Source organism: Candidatus Thiodiazotropha sp. LNASS1, from assembly GCF_964212655.1.
Lineage (GTDB): Bacteria > Pseudomonadota > Gammaproteobacteria > Chromatiales > Chromatiaceae > Thiodiazotropha.
This window is the reverse complement of the sequence record NZ_OZ156465.1, coordinates 807,341-827,518: the sequence shown is the minus strand read 5'-3', so window position 1 is coordinate 827,518 and position 20,178 is coordinate 807,341. Positions and strand designations below refer to the sequence as shown.

General features: G+C 52.6%; 16 protein-coding genes. 9 read left to right on the top strand and 7 right to left on the bottom strand.

Annotated features, from left to right (window positions below; translation table 11 throughout):
- The first annotated feature begins 232 nt into the window (after positions 1 to 232).
- A complete protein-coding gene (locus tag AB8516_RS03630) occupies positions 233 to 1,597 on the top strand; it encodes a nodulation protein NfeD (RefSeq protein ID WP_369158170.1) in 1,365 nt (454 codons plus the stop codon).
- A gap of 2 nt (positions 1,598 to 1,599) precedes the next feature.
- Positions 1,600 to 2,352, top strand: a complete 753-nt coding sequence (locus AB8516_RS03625; RefSeq protein WP_083220896.1) for a slipin family protein — start codon at positions 1,600 to 1,602, stop codon at positions 2,350 to 2,352.
- A 390-nt stretch (positions 2,353 to 2,742) separates the two neighbouring features.
- Here AB8516_RS03625 and AB8516_RS03620 read toward each other — a convergent pair whose 3' ends face one another.
- Together AB8516_RS03620 and AB8516_RS03615 are read right to left on the bottom strand one after the other, a co-directional pair.
- On the bottom strand, positions 2,743 to 3,276 hold the full coding sequence (locus tag AB8516_RS03620) for a flavoprotein (protein WP_369158167.1): 534 nt from the start codon (positions 3,274 to 3,276) through the stop codon (positions 2,743 to 2,745).
- A 301-nt stretch (positions 3,277 to 3,577) separates the two neighbouring features.
- The gene (locus AB8516_RS03615) at positions 3,578 to 5,530 is read right to left on the bottom strand and encodes a sigma-54-dependent Fis family transcriptional regulator (protein ID WP_369158165.1); all 1,953 of its coding nucleotides are present in this window, start codon (positions 5,528 to 5,530) and stop codon (positions 3,578 to 3,580) included.
- 188 nt (positions 5,531 to 5,718) lie between these two features.
- Here AB8516_RS03615 and folP point away from each other — a divergent pair, with 188 nt between their 5' ends.
- On the top strand, positions 5,719 to 6,549 hold the full coding sequence (gene folP, locus AB8516_RS03610) for a dihydropteroate synthase (RefSeq protein ID WP_369158163.1): 831 nt from the start codon (positions 5,719 to 5,721) through the stop codon (positions 6,547 to 6,549).
- Positions 6,550 to 7,369: 820 nt separating this feature from the next.
- On the opposite strand, the gene fdhF is transcribed toward folP, so the two are convergent.
- Together fdhF and AB8516_RS03600 are read right to left on the bottom strand one after the other, a co-directional pair.
- Positions 7,370 to 10,123 carry a formate dehydrogenase subunit alpha gene (gene fdhF / locus AB8516_RS03605; protein ID WP_369158161.1) on the bottom strand — a complete coding sequence of 918 codons (2,754 nt, stop codon included), beginning with the start codon at positions 10,121 to 10,123 and terminating at the stop codon, positions 7,370 to 7,372.
- Complete coding sequence (locus AB8516_RS03600; RefSeq protein WP_369158159.1) at positions 10,113 to 11,822, bottom strand: NAD(P)H-dependent oxidoreductase subunit E; 1,710 nt, start codon at positions 11,820 to 11,822, stop codon at positions 10,113 to 10,115. Before AB8516_RS03600 ends, fdhF begins: the two co-directional genes overlap by 11 nt.
- Positions 11,823 to 12,084: 262 nt before the next feature.
- On the opposite strand from AB8516_RS03600, the gene AB8516_RS03595 reads away from it, so the two are divergent.
- Together AB8516_RS03595 and AB8516_RS03590 are read left to right on the top strand one after the other, a co-directional pair.
- Positions 12,085 to 13,152, top strand: coding sequence for an MBL fold metallo-hydrolase (locus AB8516_RS03595; protein WP_369158157.1), 1,068 nt, complete (start codon positions 12,085 to 12,087; stop codon positions 13,150 to 13,152).
- Between the two features lie 276 nt (positions 13,153 to 13,428).
- A complete protein-coding gene (locus AB8516_RS03590) occupies positions 13,429 to 14,277 on the top strand; it encodes a quinoprotein dehydrogenase-associated SoxYZ-like carrier (RefSeq protein WP_369158155.1) in 849 nt (282 codons plus the stop codon).
- Positions 14,278 to 14,280: 3 nt separating this feature from the next.
- Here AB8516_RS03590 and AB8516_RS03585 read toward each other — a convergent pair whose 3' ends face one another.
- The 3 genes from AB8516_RS03585 to AB8516_RS03575 all read right to left on the bottom strand — a co-directional run bounded on the left by AB8516_RS03585 (position 14,281) and on the right by AB8516_RS03575 (position 15,809).
- A complete protein-coding gene (locus AB8516_RS03585) occupies positions 14,281 to 14,595 on the bottom strand; it encodes a hypothetical protein (RefSeq protein WP_369158152.1) in 315 nt (104 codons plus the stop codon).
- 133 nt (positions 14,596 to 14,728) lie between these two features.
- Positions 14,729 to 15,418, bottom strand: coding sequence for a hypothetical protein (locus AB8516_RS03580; protein WP_369158150.1), 690 nt, complete (start codon positions 15,416 to 15,418; stop codon positions 14,729 to 14,731).
- A gap of 106 nt (positions 15,419 to 15,524) precedes the next feature.
- On the bottom strand, positions 15,525 to 15,809 hold the full coding sequence (locus AB8516_RS03575; RefSeq protein WP_369158148.1) for a hypothetical protein: 285 nt from the start codon (positions 15,807 to 15,809) through the stop codon (positions 15,525 to 15,527).
- Between the two features lie 502 nt (positions 15,810 to 16,311).
- Here AB8516_RS03575 and AB8516_RS03570 point away from each other — a divergent pair.
- The 4 genes from AB8516_RS03570 (at position 16,312) to AB8516_RS03555 (ending at position 20,140) form a co-directional block, all read left to right on the top strand.
- On the top strand, positions 16,312 to 17,538 hold the full coding sequence (locus AB8516_RS03570; RefSeq protein ID WP_369158146.1) for an ABC transporter substrate-binding protein: 1,227 nt from the start codon (positions 16,312 to 16,314) through the stop codon (positions 17,536 to 17,538).
- A 63-nt stretch (positions 17,539 to 17,601) separates the two neighbouring features.
- Positions 17,602 to 18,603 (top strand): YVTN family beta-propeller repeat protein, encoded by a 1,002-nt coding sequence (locus AB8516_RS03565; RefSeq protein ID WP_369158143.1) that lies wholly within the window; start codon positions 17,602 to 17,604, stop codon positions 18,601 to 18,603.
- Complete coding sequence (locus tag AB8516_RS03560; RefSeq protein ID WP_369158141.1) at positions 18,600 to 19,337, top strand: ABC transporter ATP-binding protein; 738 nt, start codon at positions 18,600 to 18,602, stop codon at positions 19,335 to 19,337. Before AB8516_RS03565 ends, AB8516_RS03560 begins: the two co-directional genes overlap by 4 nt.
- Positions 19,334 to 20,140: an ABC transporter permease gene (locus AB8516_RS03555; RefSeq protein WP_369158139.1), complete on the top strand. Its 807-nt coding sequence runs from the start codon at positions 19,334 to 19,336 to the stop codon at positions 20,138 to 20,140. Before AB8516_RS03560 ends, AB8516_RS03555 begins: the two co-directional genes overlap by 4 nt.
- The last annotated feature ends 38 nt before the right edge of the window (positions 20,141 to 20,178 follow it).

The following is a 20,178-nucleotide window of genomic DNA, read 5'->3' as shown; positions in this document are numbered from 1 at the left end:
ATTCGGGAATTAATTTTTAAGCGTGGAAATTGAAAGAATCTCGCACCTGTAGGGTCTACCCGATATCGAAATAGCATGCTCATGGTCCTGTCTCGCATGTCTCTTGTTTATATCGATAGGTATTTGATATTGATGATAATAATTTACACGCAAACAGGCAGTTGCTGGTTCGCTCCGAGCCAATGGTTTGACTAGCGTCTAGACTATAGGTAACAACATTGCGGGGTGGATAGTGTCTCGATATGCGATATCGCTTCTCTGTTTTATCTGCTTGGTGTGCGCTGGTGTCAGCCAGATATTTGCCGATAGTCAAAGCCGTCGAGGATTTCTTCTGGAGATCTCGGGGGCCATAGGGCCTGCGACTGCCGACTATCTTGATCGGACACTGGAGAAGGCTGAAAACGAAGCCGTGGAGTTGGTTGTCCTGCAGATGGACACCCCCGGTGGTCTGGATACTTCGATGCGGGCCATCATCAAACGCATCATCGCCTCCCGGGTTGCGGTGGTCAGTTACGTTGCGCCAAGTGGCGCACGGGCAGCCAGTGCCGGTACTTATATCCTTTATGCCAGCCATGTCGCCGCCATGGCGCCTGCCACCAATCTGGGCGCCGCAACCCCTGTGTCCCTGGGTGGATTACCGAAATCCACACCGGAAAGAGGCAACTCGGGGGATGAGGCGGAGGGCGAGCAAGCCCCGGCCGCTACAGATGCGAAGATGAGTAAAGTCGTCAATGATGCATCCGCCTATATCCGCAGCCTGGCGGCTTTACGTAATCGAAATGCCGATTGGGCTGAATCGGCGGTACGTGATGCCGCCAGCCTTTCCGCGGATGAGGCATTAAAGCTGGGTGTGATCGATCTTGTTGCGGCAGACCTGGAGAGTCTGCTGTCTCAGCTGGACGGCCGTCAGGTTGAACTGCCCCTGGGCAGCAAGACACTGAGTACCAAGGATCTGCAGATAGAGAAACACTTACCTGATTGGCAGAGTCAATTGCTGAGCATCATCAGTAATCCCAATCTGGCCTACATTCTCATGTTGGTGGGAATCTACGGGTTGATCTACGAATTTGCCAACCCCGGTTCAATCGTCCCCGGCACCGTTGGCGCCATCTCTCTGTTGCTTGCCCTCTATGCGTTTCATCTTCTGCCGATCAATTATGCCGGTGTGGCATTGATTCTGCTCGGTATATCGTTAATGGTGGCAGAGGCATTCATACCCAGTTTCGGCACCCTGGGAATAGGGGGGGTGATTGCATTCATCATCGGATCCCTGATCCTGGTGGATACCGATCAGGCGGGATTCGGCATATCGCTGCCACTGATTCTGGGTGTTGCGGTAAGCAGCGCCTTTCTCATGGTTTTTGTTATTGGCATGGCTATCAAGTCACGTCACCGTCCTGTAGTGAGCGGACGTGAAGAGATGCTGACCAGTGAGGGTATCGTGATGGAGGATTTTACCGGTGAGGGTGACATCAGGATACATGGGGAAGTATGGCGGGCTCACTCCGAACAACCGTTGCAAAAAGATCAGCTGGTACAGATTACCGGCAGAGACGGGCTGGTTTTAAAGGTTATCCCCGCTGATAAGGAGAAGTGATCATGACGCTCTATCTATATGCGGTTATTCTATTTCTGATCGTTGCGTTTCTTGCTTCGGCGCTCAAGATACTGCGTGAATATGAACGTGGCGTGGTATTTATGTTGGGACGCTTCTGGCGTGTCAAGGGACCGGGCTTGATCATCATCATACCGGTGATCCAGCAGTTCGTAAGAGTCGATCTGCGCACGATCGTGCTGGACGTTCCCTCCCAGGACGTGATCTCGCGCGATAATGTATCGGTAAAGGTCAATGCGGTCGTCTATTTCCGTGTACTGGATCCGGAGCGGGCCATTATCCAGGTAGAGGACTATATGGTCGCCACCAGCCAGCTGGCGCAAACCACATTGCGGTCTGTCCTGGGCCAGCATGAGTTGGATGAGATGCTGGCCGAACGAGAGCGGCTCAACGATGATGTGAGGAATATATTGGATCAACAGACCGATACATGGGGAATAAAAGTATCCAATGTAGAGATTAAACATGTCGATCTTGATGACAGCATGATCCGGGCAATAGCACGTCAGGCCGAAGCGGAGCGGGCGAGGCGCGCAAAGGTCATCCATGCCGAAGGTGAACAGCAGGCCGCTGAAAAGCTGGTCGAAGCGGCGAAGACCCTCTCCGTACAGCCGCAGGCGATTCAGCTCAGATACCTGGAGACCCTGACAGAGATAGCCGGGGACAAGAGCCACACCCTGGTATTTCCACTGCCGATGGATCTGCTGGAACCGCTACTTAAAAAGCGAGAGGGTTGATGCCTGGTCTGTTTCTTCAAGCGTATAAACATTCCAACGCTCATGGGTGGGAATGCATACGACATGTGGATTGGCAAAGCGATGTATGAGTTCCCAGGCTGGAGCATGGGAACTAGTTAATGGGTGGGAACTAGGGCCTGTTAACACTAATCCAATACGCCCTGCTGGGGCTGTTTTCGTGCCCAGCAAGGCAGAATGAGCGTGGTGTAGTTATTCTACATGAGCGAATGATAACGCCGCTGGGGGCGAAAACAGCCCCAGCCCTTCGGGTTGCGCCCCGAAGGAAGTGCCCTTGGGGTGCGCCTTGATTGGCGCTTTTTCAGGCACAACAGGGTGCATTGGATTAGTGTTAACAGGCCCTAGCTAAGCACCTGGCTTCGCCGGAGATACTTACTCTGTTTTTTCAAGGGTGGAGACCAGTTGAGAAAAGCTGGTCACCACCGATGTGTACTCAAATTCACGCAAGCGTTCGACATTCTCCAGATCAATTTGTCTTGGGTAGACCATGACCGTACCGCCCGGCGCCTCGGTTTCCATTTCCGGTTCGGTGTCGCAGGCGAAGACAATGCTCGGAATCCGGCACTTGCCGGCCTGGGCATAGATATTGGTTACCAAGGTGTCGGCTATACCCCACACCATTTTTGCAATGGTATTGGATGTGGCGGGGGCGATAATCAGACGCTTGTAACGTCCTTGATAAAAGAGACCCACTGGAGAGGCACTGGCAGTGGTATCGCGAAAGCAGGTGAAGCGCTCGCGTATCGATTTCACATCAAAATCGTACATTGAGAGCACTTCCGCCGCGGCCTTGCTCAAAAAAAGGTCCACATCAGATCGATGTTGTATCAGATCCAGACACTCTTTGAGATAGTGACCGGATCCGGTTATCGCCCATGCCTCGCGTGGCCTTTCATACCTGCCCATGATGTCCCGCATAACTGTTGAGTGTTAACAGGCCCTAACGATATTGTATTGCTGATCAGTCGAATGAGTGTTAACAGGCCCAAATACAATCATCGACTTTAAACGGTTGGCTCTGATCTGCTTTGACTATTTTGATTGAAAGTTTTAACCGCAAGAAGTGAGCCAATTATACCTGGTGGTTTCGAAATAGTTCAGCACTAACTGAATTATTTCATTCATAATGAAACATTGATAGAAGACTGAGCGCTATCGTAATGGATATGAGTGACTGGTTTCTTGATCAGATCGGATTGGTACGATATCAACGAGGTGGTGAAATCCCAAAACGCTTCATACGCCTGTAGAGCGTATTGCGGCTGAGTGCGAGCTTTTTGGCAACCCGGCTGATATTCCAATGCATCTCTTCGAGTTCACTCAACAGTGCGTCACGTTCAGCAATCGCCAATGCATTGAGATTGGCATCAGGTCCATCGGAAAACTCGTCATCATAGACAATATTGCGAATTTCCTCAGGCAGATCGTTAATCGTTACTATATTGTTTTCGCACAGCGCCGTGGAGGTCCGAAGCACATTGCGCAGCTGTCGGATATTGCCGGGCCATGGGAAGTTCTCAAGCAGTTTGAGTGCTTCAGGATCCCAGGTTAACTCCTCTGAAACGCCAGCTTCCAGCTGGGCTATGTTCTTGATCAACTGCAGCCTGTCCGTGCGTTCCCGCAGTGGGGGCATGGTCAAAGAAACGCCATGCAGCCGATAGAACAGATCTTCGCGGAAATCGCCATCCTCAACCATGCCTTTGATGTCATGGTGAGTGGCACTGATCAGTTTGATGGAGACCTTGATAGGCTTTTCCCCGCCAAGGGGGGTAACCTCTCGCTCTTCGAGCACCCTAAGCAGGCGTGCCTGAAGATGAAGCGGCATATCGCCAATCTCATCCAAAAACAGTGTGCCTCCGTCTGCCTGAACAATCTTGCCCCGGCTACCGTCACGATTTGCCCCGGTAAATGCGCCAGGTCGGTAACCGAAAAGCTCACTCTCGATCAGCGATTCCGGCAGCGATGCGCAATTCACAGCGACAAACGGTTTTTCATGGCGAGAACTCGCTTTATGCAATGCGCGCGCGAACATCTCCTTACCGGTACCGGTCTCACCGAAGAGCATGCAGGGGACATCCCTTTCGACCAGCTTTAAGGCCGTTTTCACATTGCGCTTCATGCGCGGTTCATCAAAGTGCAGGGCGTCGAGGGAGTCGGTGCTTCCCAGGTAGTCATTCTCGCCAAGCACGTTGACTGCGTCGGATGGAGTTGTGTTGCTTCTGCAGCTTTTCTCAGGTGCCTGCAGAGTGGCGAAGAAACGTTTGCCATGTTGCGATTCCCGTATAGGGAAGGCATGGGAATGCACATTTCTGAGAAGGGTGCCCAGGGAAGTCGTGAAGAGTTGCTGAATAGGGTGTCCGACTATCTGTTGGGGCGACTCCAGATTGAGTTGAAACATGGCACTGCGATTGATGGCCTCTATCTTGCCGTCCCTGTCGAAGGCGATGGCTCCCTCGCCAAGTGTGCTGATGAATTCCGAACGGGAATGAAAACGAAGCACGAAGGCCTCTTTCATGGCACAGAAGAAGACCCGGTTCTCGATCATCTGGGCCGACATGTTCAGCAATACCATGGTGTGTTGCTGGGCCATCTTGGATTCACTGGAGGCATCGAGTACCGCCAGGATCTCTCCGTGGGGATCGAAGATGGGTGCTGCCGCGCAGGTCAGGCTGGCGTTACGTGAGAAGAAATGGGATTGCTTGTGAATGACAAGGGGTTTCTGTTCCACGAGACAGGTACCCATGCCATTGGTGCCCTGAACCGATTCGCTCCAGACTGCACCCAGTTGCATGCCGGCGTGTGCGGCTGCATCGGTAAATTGGGGATCACCGATGAAATTGAGCAGGATGCCGTCTCTGTCAGTGAGCATGATGGCATGCCCGGATCCGGCCAACTGCTGGTAGAGATCGGTCATCTCCACCCGAGCAATGTCCAGCAGGCGTTCATATCTTTGCAGACGATCGTGCAAATCCTGACGATCGATAATGACCGGTTCGGGCGACATGCCGGGATCGAGTCCGTATTCGTCCCGGCAACGCCTCCAGGATCTGAGTGTCAGGTCGTCTATTTCGGAGGAGTGAATGATGTGGCTGTTGTCGAGCGCAGCACGCACGAACTCTTCATGATTTGAAAATTCGTTGTGCAGGATAATTCTGTCCACCTTCATCTACCTCTGGTCGCAAAAGGCCCCGATGGAGAAAGCTTCCGTGACCTCTCGCTGTAGTTATTATGTCAGGGGGTGAGTGACGGAATAAATCCGATCAATGTTAATTACTTAATCAACTAGAGTTTATGTCAATATCGTTAGATTGACAAATCGCAATCCGTAGGGAATTTCAAGATAACTCTATGTCAATTCTAGATTTTTCACATCCATTAATCATGGGGATATTAAACCTGACCCCGGATAGTTTTTCCGATGGTGGCAGTTACGATCCTGCATCGGCGGTAACGCGCGCCATGGAAATGGTGGAAGAGGGGGCGGATATCATTGATATCGGTGGGGAATCAACCCGTCCGGAGGCAATGAGAGTCAGTGCCGCCGAGCAAAAAAGCCGGGTCCTGGATACCCTGCGATCATTGAGGGATAGCCTGCCCGATGGCTTTCCTGTCAGCATCGATACAACCTCGAGCGATGTTGCACGCCATGCGCTCGACTGCGGGGCCAATATGATCAACGATATTTCCGCAGGTCGTGAGGATCCCGAGATTCTTGCATTGGCGGCATCCGCAGGTATCCCACTGGTCTTGATGCACATGCAGGGCACACCCGAGACGATGCAGCATGCGCCGGCGTACCGGGATGTGGTTGCAGAAGTGAAATCATTCTTGCATACGCGGGTCGAGGCGGCATTGATGGCAGGTGTTAAACCTGAAGCGCTATTGCTCGATCCCGGTATCGGATTCGGAAAGTTAAAGCGGCATAACCTGCAACTGCTGGCCGATTTGCAACAGATCAGCGAACTGGGATATCCGCTGTTACTGGGTGCCAGCCGCAAGCGCTTCATGGGATCGATCTGTAATCAGGCACAACCCAAGGCACTGATGCCGGCAACCTGTGCAACTACTGCACTGGGTGTGATGGCGGGGGTAAAGGTATTCCGGGTACATGATGTCTGGCAGAATCGGCAGGCGGCTGATGTGGCTTGGGCAATTCGCAATGAGAAGAAGTGTTTATGATCCAAGGTGCGATATAAATATAAAAAAAATGCATTAGAGATTTCACAAAAGTTTACCTGATTACCCGCCATTCTCAGGTATGGGCTTTAGCCTGCTTCACCGTCACTGAGGGCGCTGTGAATGCAAGCCGCAAATAGACGCATATTATGAATAGTCAGCAAATGAACACGAAGCTGTAGGATAGGATCCATTCGATCTACCCCATTGGAGTGTGAATATATCGATTAGCGTTTATTCGAGTTCACTTGCGGACTTATAATTATTTGCGAGCATGTGCGGCTTGGTTTTCACCTAATCGGTGGCTGAGTATTGTCGGTAATCAGGAAAGCTTTTTTTAGTTTCCCTCATCCTAATACTCCTAACTTTTGAAGGTGTTTTGCACAATGGGAGATTGGGAAAAAAATGCCCCATGTGGCTAGGGGATAACCACAAGAAGGGCATGAAGGGTGGAGGAAATCAGTACAAGATTGCTTGTGCGGTGCCGGTTCGTTGTCAGCCTGTTTGATAGCCGTTCTATAGCGCAAAGTTAAAAAAAATGCCTTGGTGTTTCTCTACCGCTTGAAATTGTTTCCTATGCAGGTGTTCAAACAACCTTGAATAAAAAATGTGACTTACACGTTTAGTTTTTATACGCAGAATGCGGGCCAACATCTGATTGGAGTTCGTAACATCCTGTTATATGTTGAAAAAAACCGATCATTTTGTGAAGCGGTTTCAGTTGTTCACATTTCATTGTTATAAAAATAAAAAAACTGTTACATATGTGTCACACCACCTGTCAATTTGCTCAAATTTGACATGCATAAGCCTGATATGGGATTTAATCCGAAGCGGGCATTACCTTAATCGCGCAGAACTTGAATTCAGGTATCTTGGCAGCCGGATCCAGCGCTTCATTGGTCAACAGGTTGGCCGCTGCTTCATGGTAGCAAAAGGGGAGGAATACCTGGCCGGGAGATATGCCCTCATCGGCACGGGCGAATGCGGTCACCCCGCCACGCCTCGATTGCAACCTGATGGGGCCGCCGGGTTCGATATCCATACGTGCGAGTTCCTCCGGATGCAGACTGGCGACCGGGATCGGTTCAATCGTGTCGAGCACCGCTGCGCGCCGGGTCATGGCTCCGGTATGCCAGTGTTCCAGCTGACGGCCGGTGATCAATACCCAGGGATACTCCCGGTCCGGCAGTTCATCGGCGTTGGTGAAGGGTGCGGGTGTGAAGCTTGCCTTGCCTGAGGGAGTGGGAAATGTCTCAGTGAATATCACCGGTTGTCCAGGATCGTCGTCATCTTCACAGGGGTAGGTCACGGCGCCCTCCTGCTCCAGGCGCTCCCAAGAGATGCCGGCGATACTGGGCATCGCTTGACGCATCTCGGCAAAAACCTCCCTGGGATGGCTATAGTGCCAGTCAAGATCTAACCTACGGGCCATCTCCTGGATGATTTCCAGGTCCTTTCGGGCCTTGCCTGGTGGATCTATCGCTTGACGCCCCAGCTGTACCCGCCGGTCGGTATTGGTGAAGCTGCCTGTCTTCTCGGCGAAGGCTGTAGCGGGAAGAATGACGTCTGCGTACCAGGCGGTCTCGGTCATGAATATGTCTTGCACTACCAGGTGTTGCAGACTGGCCAGTGCCTTGCGTGCATGGTTTAGATTGGGGTCCGACATGGCGGGATTTTCACCCATGATATACATGCCCCTGATCGTGCCATCGGTGATTGCATGCATGATCTCAACCACAGTGAGGCCCGGTTTCGGGTCCAGGGTGGTTTCCCACAGGGCTTCGAACTTTGCCCGATTCGCCGGGTTGTCCACCCGCTGGTAGTCGGGAAAGACCATGGGAATGAGCCCAACGTCGGAGGCGCCTTGTACATTGTTCTGTCCGCGTAGCGGATGCAGTCCGGTACCCGGACGGCCGATCTGGCCCGTCATCAGGGCCAGGGATATGAGGGCGCGGGCATTGTCGGTTCCGTGTACGTGCTGGGAGACTCCCATGCCCCAGAAGATGATGGATGCCTTGGAAGAAGCATATAGACGCGCCACCTCACGGATGGTGTCGGCATCGATGCCGCAGACATGCTCCATGGCCTGCGGGGTGAAGGAACTCAGGTGCTCCTCCAATATCTCATAACCGCTGGTGCGATTGTGGACGAATTCCTTATCAACCAATCCCTGCTCGATGACCGCATGCATGATGGCATTGAGCAGTGCGACGTCGGTATCGGGCTTGAACTGGAGGAAGTGTGTGGCGTGTCCCGCGATGGTGGTGCGTCGGGGATCCATCACGATCAGGGTCTTGCCTGCGTTCACCTGGTTCTTGATGAATGTGGCCGCCACCGGATGGTTCTCGGTGGTGTTGGAACCGATGATCATGATCACTTCAGCCTTGTCCACATCGGCCACCGGATTGGAGACCGCGCCTGAACCGATCATCTCCAGCAACGCGACCACGGAAGATGCATGACAAAGACGTGTGCAGTGATCCACATTGTTACTGCCGAAACCGGTGCGGACCAGCTTTTGAAACAGATAGGCTTCCTCGTTTGAACCCTTGGCGGAGCCGAAGCCGGCCAACGCTGCGGGCCCCTGTTCATCCCGCAAATTGCGCAGGCCGCCGGCGGCGAATGCCAGTGCCTCATCCCAACTCGCTTCACGAAAACCGACAAAGGGGTTGTCATGATCGAGTCCCAGCTCGGCCTGTTTAGGGACGTCATCACGACGAATCAGCGGCACTGTAAGACGGTGCTTGTGGTGGGTATAGTCCAAACCATAGCGTCCTTTGACACACAGGCGGCTGTTGTTGGCCGGCCCGTCACGTCCGGTGACATAGCGTATGCGGTTGTCACTTACGTGATAGGTGAGCTGGCAGCCCACTCCGCAATAGGGACAGACCGAATCGACCTGCTTCTCAATATCGGTAAGCGCCGAACCGTTGCCGTTGGCAGGCATCAGGGCGCCCGTGGGGCAGGCTTGCACGCATTCACCGCAGGCCACACAGCTGCTCTCGCCCAGGTTGTCTCCGGCGTCGAATACGATAGTCGAGGCGGCGCCTCGACGGGCATAACCGATCACATTGTTGACCTGCTCCTCGCGACAGGCGCGCAGACAGCGGGTGCATTGGATGCAGGCATCCAGGTTCACCGCAATGGCGGGATGTGAGAGATCCGCTGCCGGTTGTTGGCGGACAGGGAAACGGGGCCTGCCCAGCTCCATTTTCTGCCACCAGTGATCGAGTTCATTGCTGTGGGTGTGTCGGGTTTCTGCCATATCGGACTGGAGCAGTTCCAACACCAACCGTTGCGCATTGCGCGGTCGCTCATCCTGGCTTTTGACCACCATTCCCTCACTCGGTGTACGGCAACAGGAGGCAGCCAGGGCGCGTTCACCCTCGATCTCCACCACGCAGGCACGGCAGTTGCCGTCGGGGCGCAGGCCATCCTTGTAGCAGAGATGGGGGATATCGATGCCGGCCCGTTTAGCTGCCTGGAGCAGGGTCTCTCCCGGCTCGGCGCTGAGTGGCCTGCCGTCCAGTGTGAAACTGATGCGTTGTGGGAATGGCTGAGGCTCACGCGTCATGTTCCAGCTCCTGTGGAAAATATTTCAGTACACTCAGCATGGGGTTGGGCGCAGCCTGTCCCAATCCGCAGATGGATGCATCGATCATCACGCCGGCGAGTTCTTCGAGCAGATCCCGATCCCAATGCTGCCGCTCCATCAGGGTTACAGCCTTTTCGGTGCCGACCCGGCAGGGGGTACATTGGCCGCAGGATTCGTGAGCGAAGAAACGCATCGCGTTGAGCGCCGCCTCCCGGGCGCTATCGTGTTGTGAGAGGACGATGATGGCGGCTGAGCCGATGAAACAGCCATAGGGCTGCAAGGTATCGAAATCGAGTGGAATGTCGGCCATTGAAGCGGGCAGGATACCGCCGGATGCACCACCGGGGAAGTATGCGTAGAGCTCATGCCCTTGCTGCATACCGCCGCAATACTCATCGATGAGTTCGTGCATTGTTATACCCGCGGGGGCCAGATGCACACCGGGTTTGTTGATCCGGCCGCTGACCGAAAAACTGCGCAGGCCATGGCGGCCATTGCGGCCCTGTTTGGTGAACCAGTCAGCGCCCCGTTCAAGCAGTTCGCGTACCCAGTAGAGGGTTTCCATATTGTGCTCCAGGGTAGGACGACCGAAGAGTCCGACCTGGGCTACGTAGGGGGGACGTTGACGGGGCATACCGCGTTTGCCCTCGATCGACTCGATCATCGCCGACTCCTCGCCACAGATATAGGCACCGGCCCCCCGGCGCAGATGGATGGGCGGCAGCGGGCAGGGAGGGTTAGACCGCAAGGCCGACAACTCACGCTCAAGCATGCCGCGAATGGCGGTGTACTCATCGCGCAGATAGATATAGATTTCACTGATACCGACCACCCGGGCAGCGATAAGCGCCCCTTCCAGAAAACGGTGTGGATCCCGTTCCAGATAGTACCGATCCTTAAATGTGCCCGGTTCACCTTCGTCGATGTTCACCGCCAGCAGGCGGGGTGCCGGTTGTTCACGCAGAATGCGCCATTTGCGACCGGCAGGGAATCCCGCTCCGCCCAGACCTCTGAGATTCGAGTCTTCCAAGCACTGAATTACCTGCTCGGGTGACAGCCGATGGGGGTGTCGATCATCGCGTTCATCTGTTTCCATGCTTTGCAGCAGAGCGTAACCGCCGCCACCCAGATACCCTTTGTAGTCCAAGTAGTCGGGTAACTCGGGTTCGCTGTTGGCCATATTCAGCAGTCGTTTCACCTTGACTGTATCGGCTTCGGGTACTGGTTGTTTTCCCACCACGGCAACGGGTGCTTCCTGACAACGACCGACACACGGCACTCGTTGCACCCGAACACCACTACCCAGGTTTGCCTGCAGGTTGTTAATCAAATCTTCAGCCCCGGCCAGACTGCAAGAGATGGAGTCACAGACCCGAATCGTCAATGGCGGTGGCGTTTGGTTCTCCTTAACCAGATCGAAATGGTGATAGAAACTGGCCACTTCGTACACCTGGGCACTGGATAGGCTCATCTCCTGTGCAAGTGCCGCCAGATGATCCACTGAAATGTATCCCAGGTGGTCTTGAATACGGTGCAACATTTCGATCAACAGATCAGGGCGGCGTGGGGCTTCCTCTCCCAGCAGTTCACGCACTTCAGCCAATATGCTCGCTTTCACGCGACGGCCTTTGCCGCGGCCACGTCGTCGTTTGTCTGTCTTTACTTCTACTGATGACAAGTGTTTTTCCCTTCAAGAAAAAAGTGGATTGGGTTTTGATTTTTTTATCAATAAATGAGTATTGCAAATCATGTGCCACTGTCCAGTGCGGTGTATGAGCCTGTTGTCGATTGATCAGTGCACCAGTTTTCTCGCACATTGAGCAGTATCTGTGTCTTCAGCAACACAATCATTTCCCTACCGGCTTTGTTATGTCGAATTATTCGGTGTTGGCCGCAAATATGCATAGGCTTAACGATGTGCGATTGACAAAGAGGTTTAGATGCGAGTGATCTCCAGTTTAAGACAGGCCTGTATGACACAGGAGATACTCAGTTTACAGGTTATCCAGTGTCTTCGTGTCTTAACTGTCGGCATCGTGCTGTTTCTGAGCATGGACGGACTTCAGGCCCGGACTGCCGATGCCAGGGAAATCGCCCCTGGCATCTATGTCTGGCCGGGAATTCAAGAAGAGTTTTCCACACACAATCATGGGCATATCGCCAATACAGGATTTATTGTGGGCAGTCAGCGTGTGGCGGTGATCGATACCGGCAGCAGTTACCGGGAAGGATTGGCGTTACGCAAGATGATCCGTGAAATCACCCAACTGCCTATCGGGTATGTGATCCTTACCCATATGCATCCCGATCATACCCTCGGTGCCGCTGCCTTCAAACAGGATGATCCTGTCTTTATCGGTCATGAACACCTGGGAGATGCCCTGGCGAGGCGGCAGTCAACCTATCTGAATCGAATGAAACAGATTCTCGGAGACATTGCGGAAGGCACACAAATGGTGTTTCCGTCCCAGGGTGTCAGCGTCGATCAGGTGAAGCGACTGGACCTTGGTGGCAGATCTCTCCATTTGCAGGCCTATCCGACGGCGCATACGAATAATGATTTAAGTGTCTATGATGACAAAACCGGGACATTGTGGCTCTCGGATCTGCTTTTTGTAGAGCGTGTGCCGGTAGTGGATGGCAGCCTGTTGGGATGGTTGAAGGTTATCCAAAAACTCAGCAAGCAGGCCTGCGTTGCCGTTTCCTCAGATGATGCGAAGAATCGTTCAAAGGCCATTGAGACTGAGGCTAATGGGCAATGTGGAAAGGTGAAACGTATCGTCCCGGGGCATGGGTCTGTTACAGCCCAATGGCAGAGTGCTTTGGCTGCTCAGCAACGTTATCTGGAGATTATCGCGGCAGACATCCGAGCGATCATTAAAAAGGGTGGAACCATCACCCAGGCGGTGGAAAGCGTGGGCCGGGAGGAAAAGGACAACTGGCTGTTGTTCAATGAGTTCCACGGCAGGAATGTGACTGCTGTGTTTGCTGAATTGGAGTGGGAGTAGGCGGGATATACCACAAATTTTCCAGTGGTTAAGTGTTCGATTAATGTTATGGATTAATTGTGGTAGATGCGACGGGTGAACTTGTCTATACAGATTGAACCTTTTTGCAGGATAGCGGACTGTGTTGAAAGACAAGCCATTTTCAATGACTGGAACGCTTGTTTGAATAATTGATCTAATTTAGGACCGATTGCATGAGTGTCAACAGGCCCTGGAAGGTATGGCAAAGATTTGCGGGTGCCGGCAATTTCCTTTTCTCATACGAGGACAAATGCTATGTCAGCTGTCACAACGATGAAACAAAACGGCGGGATACGGAATATCTGGCTCACATTCGCAACGATCACGCTGTGCATGTGTCTTGCAACCGGTAATGCATGGGCAAATGATGATGGAAATCGCTGGTTTCAGATAAAGACCTCTCTGTTTGGCGATAAAAGCATCCTTAGCGGTGAGGAGGTTCTGGGATTGGAGTCCCCAGCCAGGGCAATGGATGCGGCGATCGTTCCCATAGCCATCGATTCCAAGATCGAGCAGACACCCGATCATTACATAAAGAGCCTCTATTTGGTGATCGATAATAATCCTTCGCCGGTGGCGGCGGTTTTCCATTTTCCCGGAAAGCACAGTTGGGAAACCCTGTCGACAAGGGTGCGTATAAATGCCTATACCGATCTACGCGCAATCGCCGAGCTCAGTGATGGCAAGTTGTACATGGTGAACAATTATGTCAAGGCGTCAGGGGGGTGTTCTGCGCCTTCACTCAAGGATCCGGCTGCAGCCGCGGCGCAGTTGGGGAAAATCAAGTTTCGTTTGCCTGAGGAGTACAGTCATGGAGATCTTGTCGCGACCCAATTGTTGATAAAACACCCGAACAATTCAGGCCTGCAGTTCGATCAGGTTTCTCGCTTTTACATACCAGCGGATTTTATCAGGACAATCGAGGTTACCTACAATGGCGAAGAGGTGTTTACCGCTGACACCGATATTTCCATCAGCGAGGACCCCAGTATTCGATTTGGTTTCACACCGGAAGAGACAGGGGTTCTGGAGGTTCATGTAAAGGATTCCAAGGGGAGATCTTTCTCCCATAGCATAGATCTGACGGAAAACAGTAAAGGCTGATTTTCAGAAACAGTGCAAGGTGGAGTCGGCCTGCACCTCTCTCAGTTTGGCTACCGCTTTTTGCGACCAGGTGGAGCTTTTATACATGGCGTTTCTTCCAGCCGCAGTCATCTGCTGCAGGCTCAATAGCGTCGAGATGTGCACGTATTCTTCATAGGGGATGGCCTTGGCGATGAGATCGATACTGCATGAGCATTTCTGCATCATCTCGTGTGTCTGGCCGTTCGACGCCATGCAACCAATCACGTAGTCGACCCTGGCGGAGGTCGGATAGTCGTTACTGCCGGCTGTATCGTTGCACTCTTCTGCGCTTGCCATTGGGCAACATGCCAAGCCAAAACAGATTAGGAATAAGGAAAACTTTGATCTATTCATGGTTGAACGCCACCTCTGATTTCGTGCACATCGTTATCTAGGGCCGATTGGATTAGTGTTAACAGGCCCTAGGGCCCTAAATAGCCGGAGTGATTTGCCGGAATATCATGTCTTCATCGATGAGCACACTATCTCCACTGTCGCTGGGTACCTTGGTGTGGATGCGATATACACCCCCTGGAACCTGGTCAGAAAATATGAACTCATAGCGTTTATTGACATAGAGTTTGAAATTCTCTGCATAAGGATCGGCAACAAAGGGCGTGATTACGATTTCTGTGCCGCTTATCGCCTTACCATTGAGTTTGAAATCTATCTCACGCACTACCATCGGCTTTGCAAACGAATTACGAATCCGATTACGAAAAAAACCGATATTGCCACCGGTATTTTTAGCCATTTTGGAAATATCCCGCTCCAGAAAGTGAATGATAACCGGGTTGCCAGTGTATGCCTTGGCGGGACTGAAGTCGATATGATGTGAACCGGTCAGGAAGTTGAACTCCAGATCCCGTTTACCTTCGGCGACCACGTCGGTTACCTTGATCTCGATACTATCCGAAAAACTGTCGGCATCCTTGGTCATGCTTTTAAAACCGTAATCGATTCGACTGCCTTTCGGAACGCCCTTCAGGTGGTCTTTAAAAAAAACCAGCTTTTGTGCTTCATTGAGTTTCGGTGGTGGTAAAACCTTGGTTGCAACCGCTGTTGTGGATGTGAACAGCAACGCAGAAAGGCTGGCAATAATGATACTGCGTTTGAGCATAAATCAAACTCCTAAAAGATGTTTGCCGACGTCGTGTATATCCGCTTGTCGGAGATACGCAAATCGACAACCTTTGACCTGAATCCGGATAGCCCTGTCTATTTTTTTATGCACTGCGGAACAGGCCGAATAACCAGGATAAGATCCCATTTTTCCCATCACTAGCCTGTCGTGCCGTTGCAGTCGAAGATGATCTGTTATATGCAGGTGATGAGGTATCTATTACCCTGGTAGTTGGCCGGTCAGCTGGATGAATACTCATGCTTATGGCGTGGCGGTGCAGGATCGAATCCGTCGGCGGTGTTTGAAGCCAGATTTGGCGCTTCATCTCGACAGTTGCATCGAAATGGCGTTTGAGGACGGAATCCTCGGGATGTGTTGTAATATTCATAGTCTGTTCCTCCTGTATTTTGATTATTCACCAGGCCAAAGAGACATTTGCCGCTGGTGCTGATTTCAAGCTGTTTTTAAGATCTCTTCTGTTATTGCGAAAGAACCGATTGCCCCTGTCGAATTGCTGTAACCTATCGAGCAAATATCATGCCTGATCAACTGTTTAAAAAATGAGCAGGATGTTTGTACCAAGTGATATACAGTTTGCCTGAGGCCTGTGAACCGTACGAAGTATGTGGATAAAACGTATTATCCGGCAATCTTGAATTGGGCTAAGATGAATAGATCTGGATAGTGCATCGAAGGGCATGTTCTGTTCTGTGCAAGAGATCCGTTAACATAAAGTGTGTCAGCGTTGACACTGATTGGTTCAGCCTGGCAGGTGGGTGTGGCCCGATTCTGATTACGGACCATCGACAACTGGAACTCCGTCTAATGGTATGGAACTTGCAAAAGTACTCCATGACTTTATTAATTCCGACTCTGTTTCTGGAGCTGTTTTGAGTAGATTGGATCCATACAATAAGAAAAAGCCTCCCTATCGATTTTCTGTTGGCCTCATGATCATATTCAGCGGGTTGTATTGCTTCGGCATCGCCTGTGCTGCAGACAAACTCGATGTATCCATCGCTCTGCTGGGAATGGAACAGGAGAAACACATACCGTTGTCATTGTTGAGACCGGTTATTGACGACACCGGCCAGTCGGGGGCCGAGCAGGGCATAAGCGACAACAACACCACCGGGCAGTTTACCGGACAGTCATTTCAACTCACGTCGATGAAGGTCAAGCCTGAACAGAGTCCGAATCAGGCCTTCCTGGAATTGCATCGGCAGGGCACCAGGCTGTTCCTCCTCAATCTGCCCGCGGACAAGCTGATTGAAATCGCGGATATGCCCGAAGCGAAGGATAGCCTGCTGTTTAATATCGGCGCCAGGGATGATGCACTGAGAACCCATGAATGCCGAGCCAACCTGCTTCATACCATCCCCAGCCGAGCCATGCTGGCGGATGCCTTGGCCCAGTATCTGACCTGGAAACGTTGGAACGAGTGGTTTCTCGTAGTGGGCCGCCATCCGCAGGACAAGGCCTATGCGGACGCACTCAAGCGGGCGGCCAAACGATACGGCCACAAGATTGTCGAAGAGAAAGTATGGACCTTCGAACCCGGCGCAAGGCGTACCGATTCGGGACACACCCGAGAACAGGAAGAGGTGAATGCATTCACCCAGGTAGGGGATTACGACATCCTGATCGTGGCTGATGAACGGGATGAGTTCGGTGAGTTTTTAAACTACCGTACCTATCTTCCGCGGCCGGTTGGCGGTTCTCACGGGCTCTCCCCGGCTGCCTGGAGCGGCGTACACGAACAGTGGGGAGCAACCCAGTTTCAACGGCGCTACCAGGAGAAGAATGGCCGCTGGATGACCGATCGCGATTTTTCAGCCTGGGTGGCCGTACGCAGTATCGGTGAGGCAGCGACACGCACTGCCGGCAAACAGACGGACAAGCTGAAGGCCTTCATCCTCAGTGATGAATTCAATCTGGCCGCTTTTAAGGGCAGACCGGTGACCTATCGGGATTGGAACGGTCAGTTGCGCCAACCACTGTTGATCACCTCTCCACGGTTGATGATATCCGTCTCGCCGCAGAAGGGTTTTCTACATCAGTATTCCACTCTGGATACCCTTGGCTACGATCGTCCGGAGAGTAAATGCGGCAAGTAGCCCCTGATAGATAAATTCCGGTTCGGCTGTAATTCGTAAGCGATAAAAACGGAGGAGTAGTAAATGTTTTTTTCATTTTCCTGCTGCAATCCAGGCGTCCGCCACTCATTGTATGGATTGGTGTTTACCATCTCCATGATAGTCAGCAGCGGGGCGCAAGCCTACACTATTTACGTTAGCAGCGAGAAGGACAACACAATCACGATAATCGATGGAGAGAGTCTCAAGGTCCTGGAGACGGTAAAAGTAGGCGAGCGTCCACGGGGTATTGCCCTCAGCAACGATGGCAAAACCCTCTACGTTTGCACCAGCGATGCCGATCACATTGAAGTGCTGGATCTGGAAAGTCTCAAGGTCACCCATATATTGCCGTCCGGTCCCGACCCGGAACTGCTGGTACTTGGGCCACAGGGTAAATATCTGTATGCCGCCAACGAGGACGACAACATGGTGACCATGGTTGACGTACAGAAGCGGGAGAAGGTGACGGAGATCCAGGTAGGTGTGGAACCGGAGGGGATGGGAATCAGCCCCGACGGAAAGTGGCTGGTCAACACATCCGAAACCACCAACATGGCCCACTTCATCAACCTTGAGACGTTGAAGGTGGAAGATAACGTACTGGTCGATCAGCGGCCACGCGTGGCCCAGTTCACCCATGATGGCAAGCAGGTATGGGTCTCATCGGAGATCGGTGGCACGGTGAGTGTGATCGATACGGCGAGTCGCAAGATCGTCAAGAAGATCGGTTTCAAGATACCCGGTATTCATAAAGAATCCATCCAGCCCGTGGGTATAAAAATCAGCAAGGACGGCAAGCAGGCATTTGTCGCCCTGGGGCCGGCCGCAAGGGTGGCTGTGATCGATACCTCCTCTTTCGAGGTGGAGAAGTATCTTCTGGTTGGACAGCGGGTTTGGAACCTAGATTTCTCACCGGATGAAAAGCGCATCTTCACCACCAACGGGGTGAGTAACGATATCTCGGTCATAGATGTCGACCGCTTGAAGGTGAGAAAGTCGATCAGGGTGGGGCGTCTGCCCTGGGGGGTTGTGGTTCGTCCATGAGTGCAGCCGCTCTCGCATTGAAAGGTGTCAGCTTTTCCTATACCAAGCGCCAGGTGTTGGATGATGTCAGCTTTACACTGGAACCGGGCGAGTTCTGTGTTCTGCTGGGGATCAACGGTGCCGGCAAGACAACCCTCTTTTCTCTTATCACCCGGCTGTTTGTCAGTCGCGGCGGCGCGATCGACATCTACGGTTACGACCTTCATAACCAGACCCGTAAGGCATTGGCGCAATTGGGGGTTGTGTTTCAGCAACCGACATTGGATCTGGATCTGTCATTGATGCAGAACCTTCGCTATCACTGCGCCTTACAGGGATTGGATATTGGTGAATTAAAAACACGCATGCAGACAGTATTGGATGAAATCGAGTTGGGAGACCGTGCCGATGATAAGGTGAGGGCGCTGAGCGGCGGTCAGCGTCGCCGTGTTGAGCTGGTCAGGGCGCTTCTGCATCAACCCCGTCTACTACTGGCCGATGAACCGACCGTAGGGCTCGATATCCACAGCCGCCAGGCGATCCTGCAGCAGGTGCGTAAACGTTGCCGCGAGGACGGTATCGGTGTGCTGTGGGCCACGCATCTGGTGGATGAAGTCGAGACTGAAGATCGCCTGGTAGTGCTGCACGACGGCAAGGTGCTTGCCCATGGCAGCGCCCGCCAGATCATGCAGGAGACCGGAACGGATAGCGTAAAACAGGCATTCAACAGCCTGACACGAAGTGATGCATCATGACCTTTGTGCAGTATCTTCGTTGTCTGTTGGGAATCACACTACGCGAATCGCTACGGTTTCTTCACCAGCGTGAGCGATTTTTCGGCGCCCTGGTTCGTCCCCTGGTATGGCTGTTCATCTTCGCTGCCGGCTTCCGTTCCATATTGGGTGTCTCCATCATTCCACCCTATGAAACCTATATCCTCTATGAGGAGTACATCGTCCCCGGGTTGGCGGCGATGATCCTGCTTTTCAGCGGTATGCAGAGTTCGCTCTCCATGGTGTACGACCGGGAGATGGGCAGTATGCGGATGTTGATGGTCAGTCCCTTTCCACGCTGGTATCTTCTGCTTTGCAAACTGGTCGCCGGCACCCTGGTCGCAATCGCCCAGGTCTACCTCTTTCTGGCTATCGCCTGGTTTTGGGATGTACAGCCACCGCTGACGGGTTACCTTCTGGCGTTTCCAGCCCTGTTTCTGTCGGGATTGATGCTCGGCGCATTGGGCCTGCTGCTCTCTTCCGCAATCAAGCAGTTGGAGAATTTTGCCGGGGTCATGAATTTTGTCATATTCCCCATGTTTTTTGCATCGTCAGCGCTCTATCCCTTGTGGCGGATTAAGGATTCCAGCGTTTTCCTTTATGAAATCTGTCGTTTTAACCCCTTTACCCATGCGGTGGAATTGACCAGATTTGCGCTTTACGGTCAGATCAGCTGGATTGCCTTTTTTGCAGTTGTCGGTTCTCTGCTGCTATTCCTTGCCGGGGCGCTCTACGGATACGATCCTGCACGCGGTCTGATGACGCGTAAACAGGGCGGAGGTTAGGGCCTGTTAACACTAAGCCAACCGGCCGTAAGAGGAGT

What these genes read in the sequence shown, in the direction of transcription:
- AB8516_RS03625 (WP_083220896.1), top strand. Translation starts at nt 1,600, where the DNA reads ATGACGCTCTATCTATATGCGGTTATTCTATTTCTGATCGTTGCGTTT.
- AB8516_RS03620 (WP_369158167.1), bottom strand. Translation starts at nt 3,276, where the DNA reads ATGGGCAGGTATGAAAGGCCACGCGAGGCATGGGCGATAACCGGATCC.
- folP (WP_369158163.1), top strand. Translation starts at nt 5,719, where the DNA reads ATGTCAATTCTAGATTTTTCACATCCATTAATCATGGGGATATTAAAC.
- fdhF (WP_369158161.1), bottom strand. Translation starts at nt 10,123, where the DNA reads ATGACGCGTGAGCCTCAGCCATTCCCACAACGCATCAGTTTCACACTG.
- AB8516_RS03595 (WP_369158157.1), top strand. Translation starts at nt 12,085, where the DNA reads ATGCGAGTGATCTCCAGTTTAAGACAGGCCTGTATGACACAGGAGATA.
- AB8516_RS03590 (WP_369158155.1), top strand. Translation starts at nt 13,429, where the DNA reads ATGTCAGCTGTCACAACGATGAAACAAAACGGCGGGATACGGAATATC.
- AB8516_RS03585 (WP_369158152.1), bottom strand. Translation starts at nt 14,595, where the DNA reads ATGGCAAGCGCAGAAGAGTGCAACGATACAGCCGGCAGTAACGACTAT.
- AB8516_RS03580 (WP_369158150.1), bottom strand. Translation starts at nt 15,418, where the DNA reads ATGCTCAAACGCAGTATCATTATTGCCAGCCTTTCTGCGTTGCTGTTC.
- AB8516_RS03575 (WP_369158148.1), bottom strand. Translation starts at nt 15,809, where the DNA reads ATGAATATTACAACACATCCCGAGGATTCCGTCCTCAAACGCCATTTC.
- AB8516_RS03565 (WP_369158143.1), top strand. Translation starts at nt 17,602, where the DNA reads ATGTTTTTTTCATTTTCCTGCTGCAATCCAGGCGTCCGCCACTCATTG.
- AB8516_RS03560 (WP_369158141.1), top strand. Translation starts at nt 18,600, where the DNA reads ATGAGTGCAGCCGCTCTCGCATTGAAAGGTGTCAGCTTTTCCTATACC.
- AB8516_RS03555 (WP_369158139.1), top strand. Translation starts at nt 19,334, where the DNA reads ATGACCTTTGTGCAGTATCTTCGTTGTCTGTTGGGAATCACACTACGC.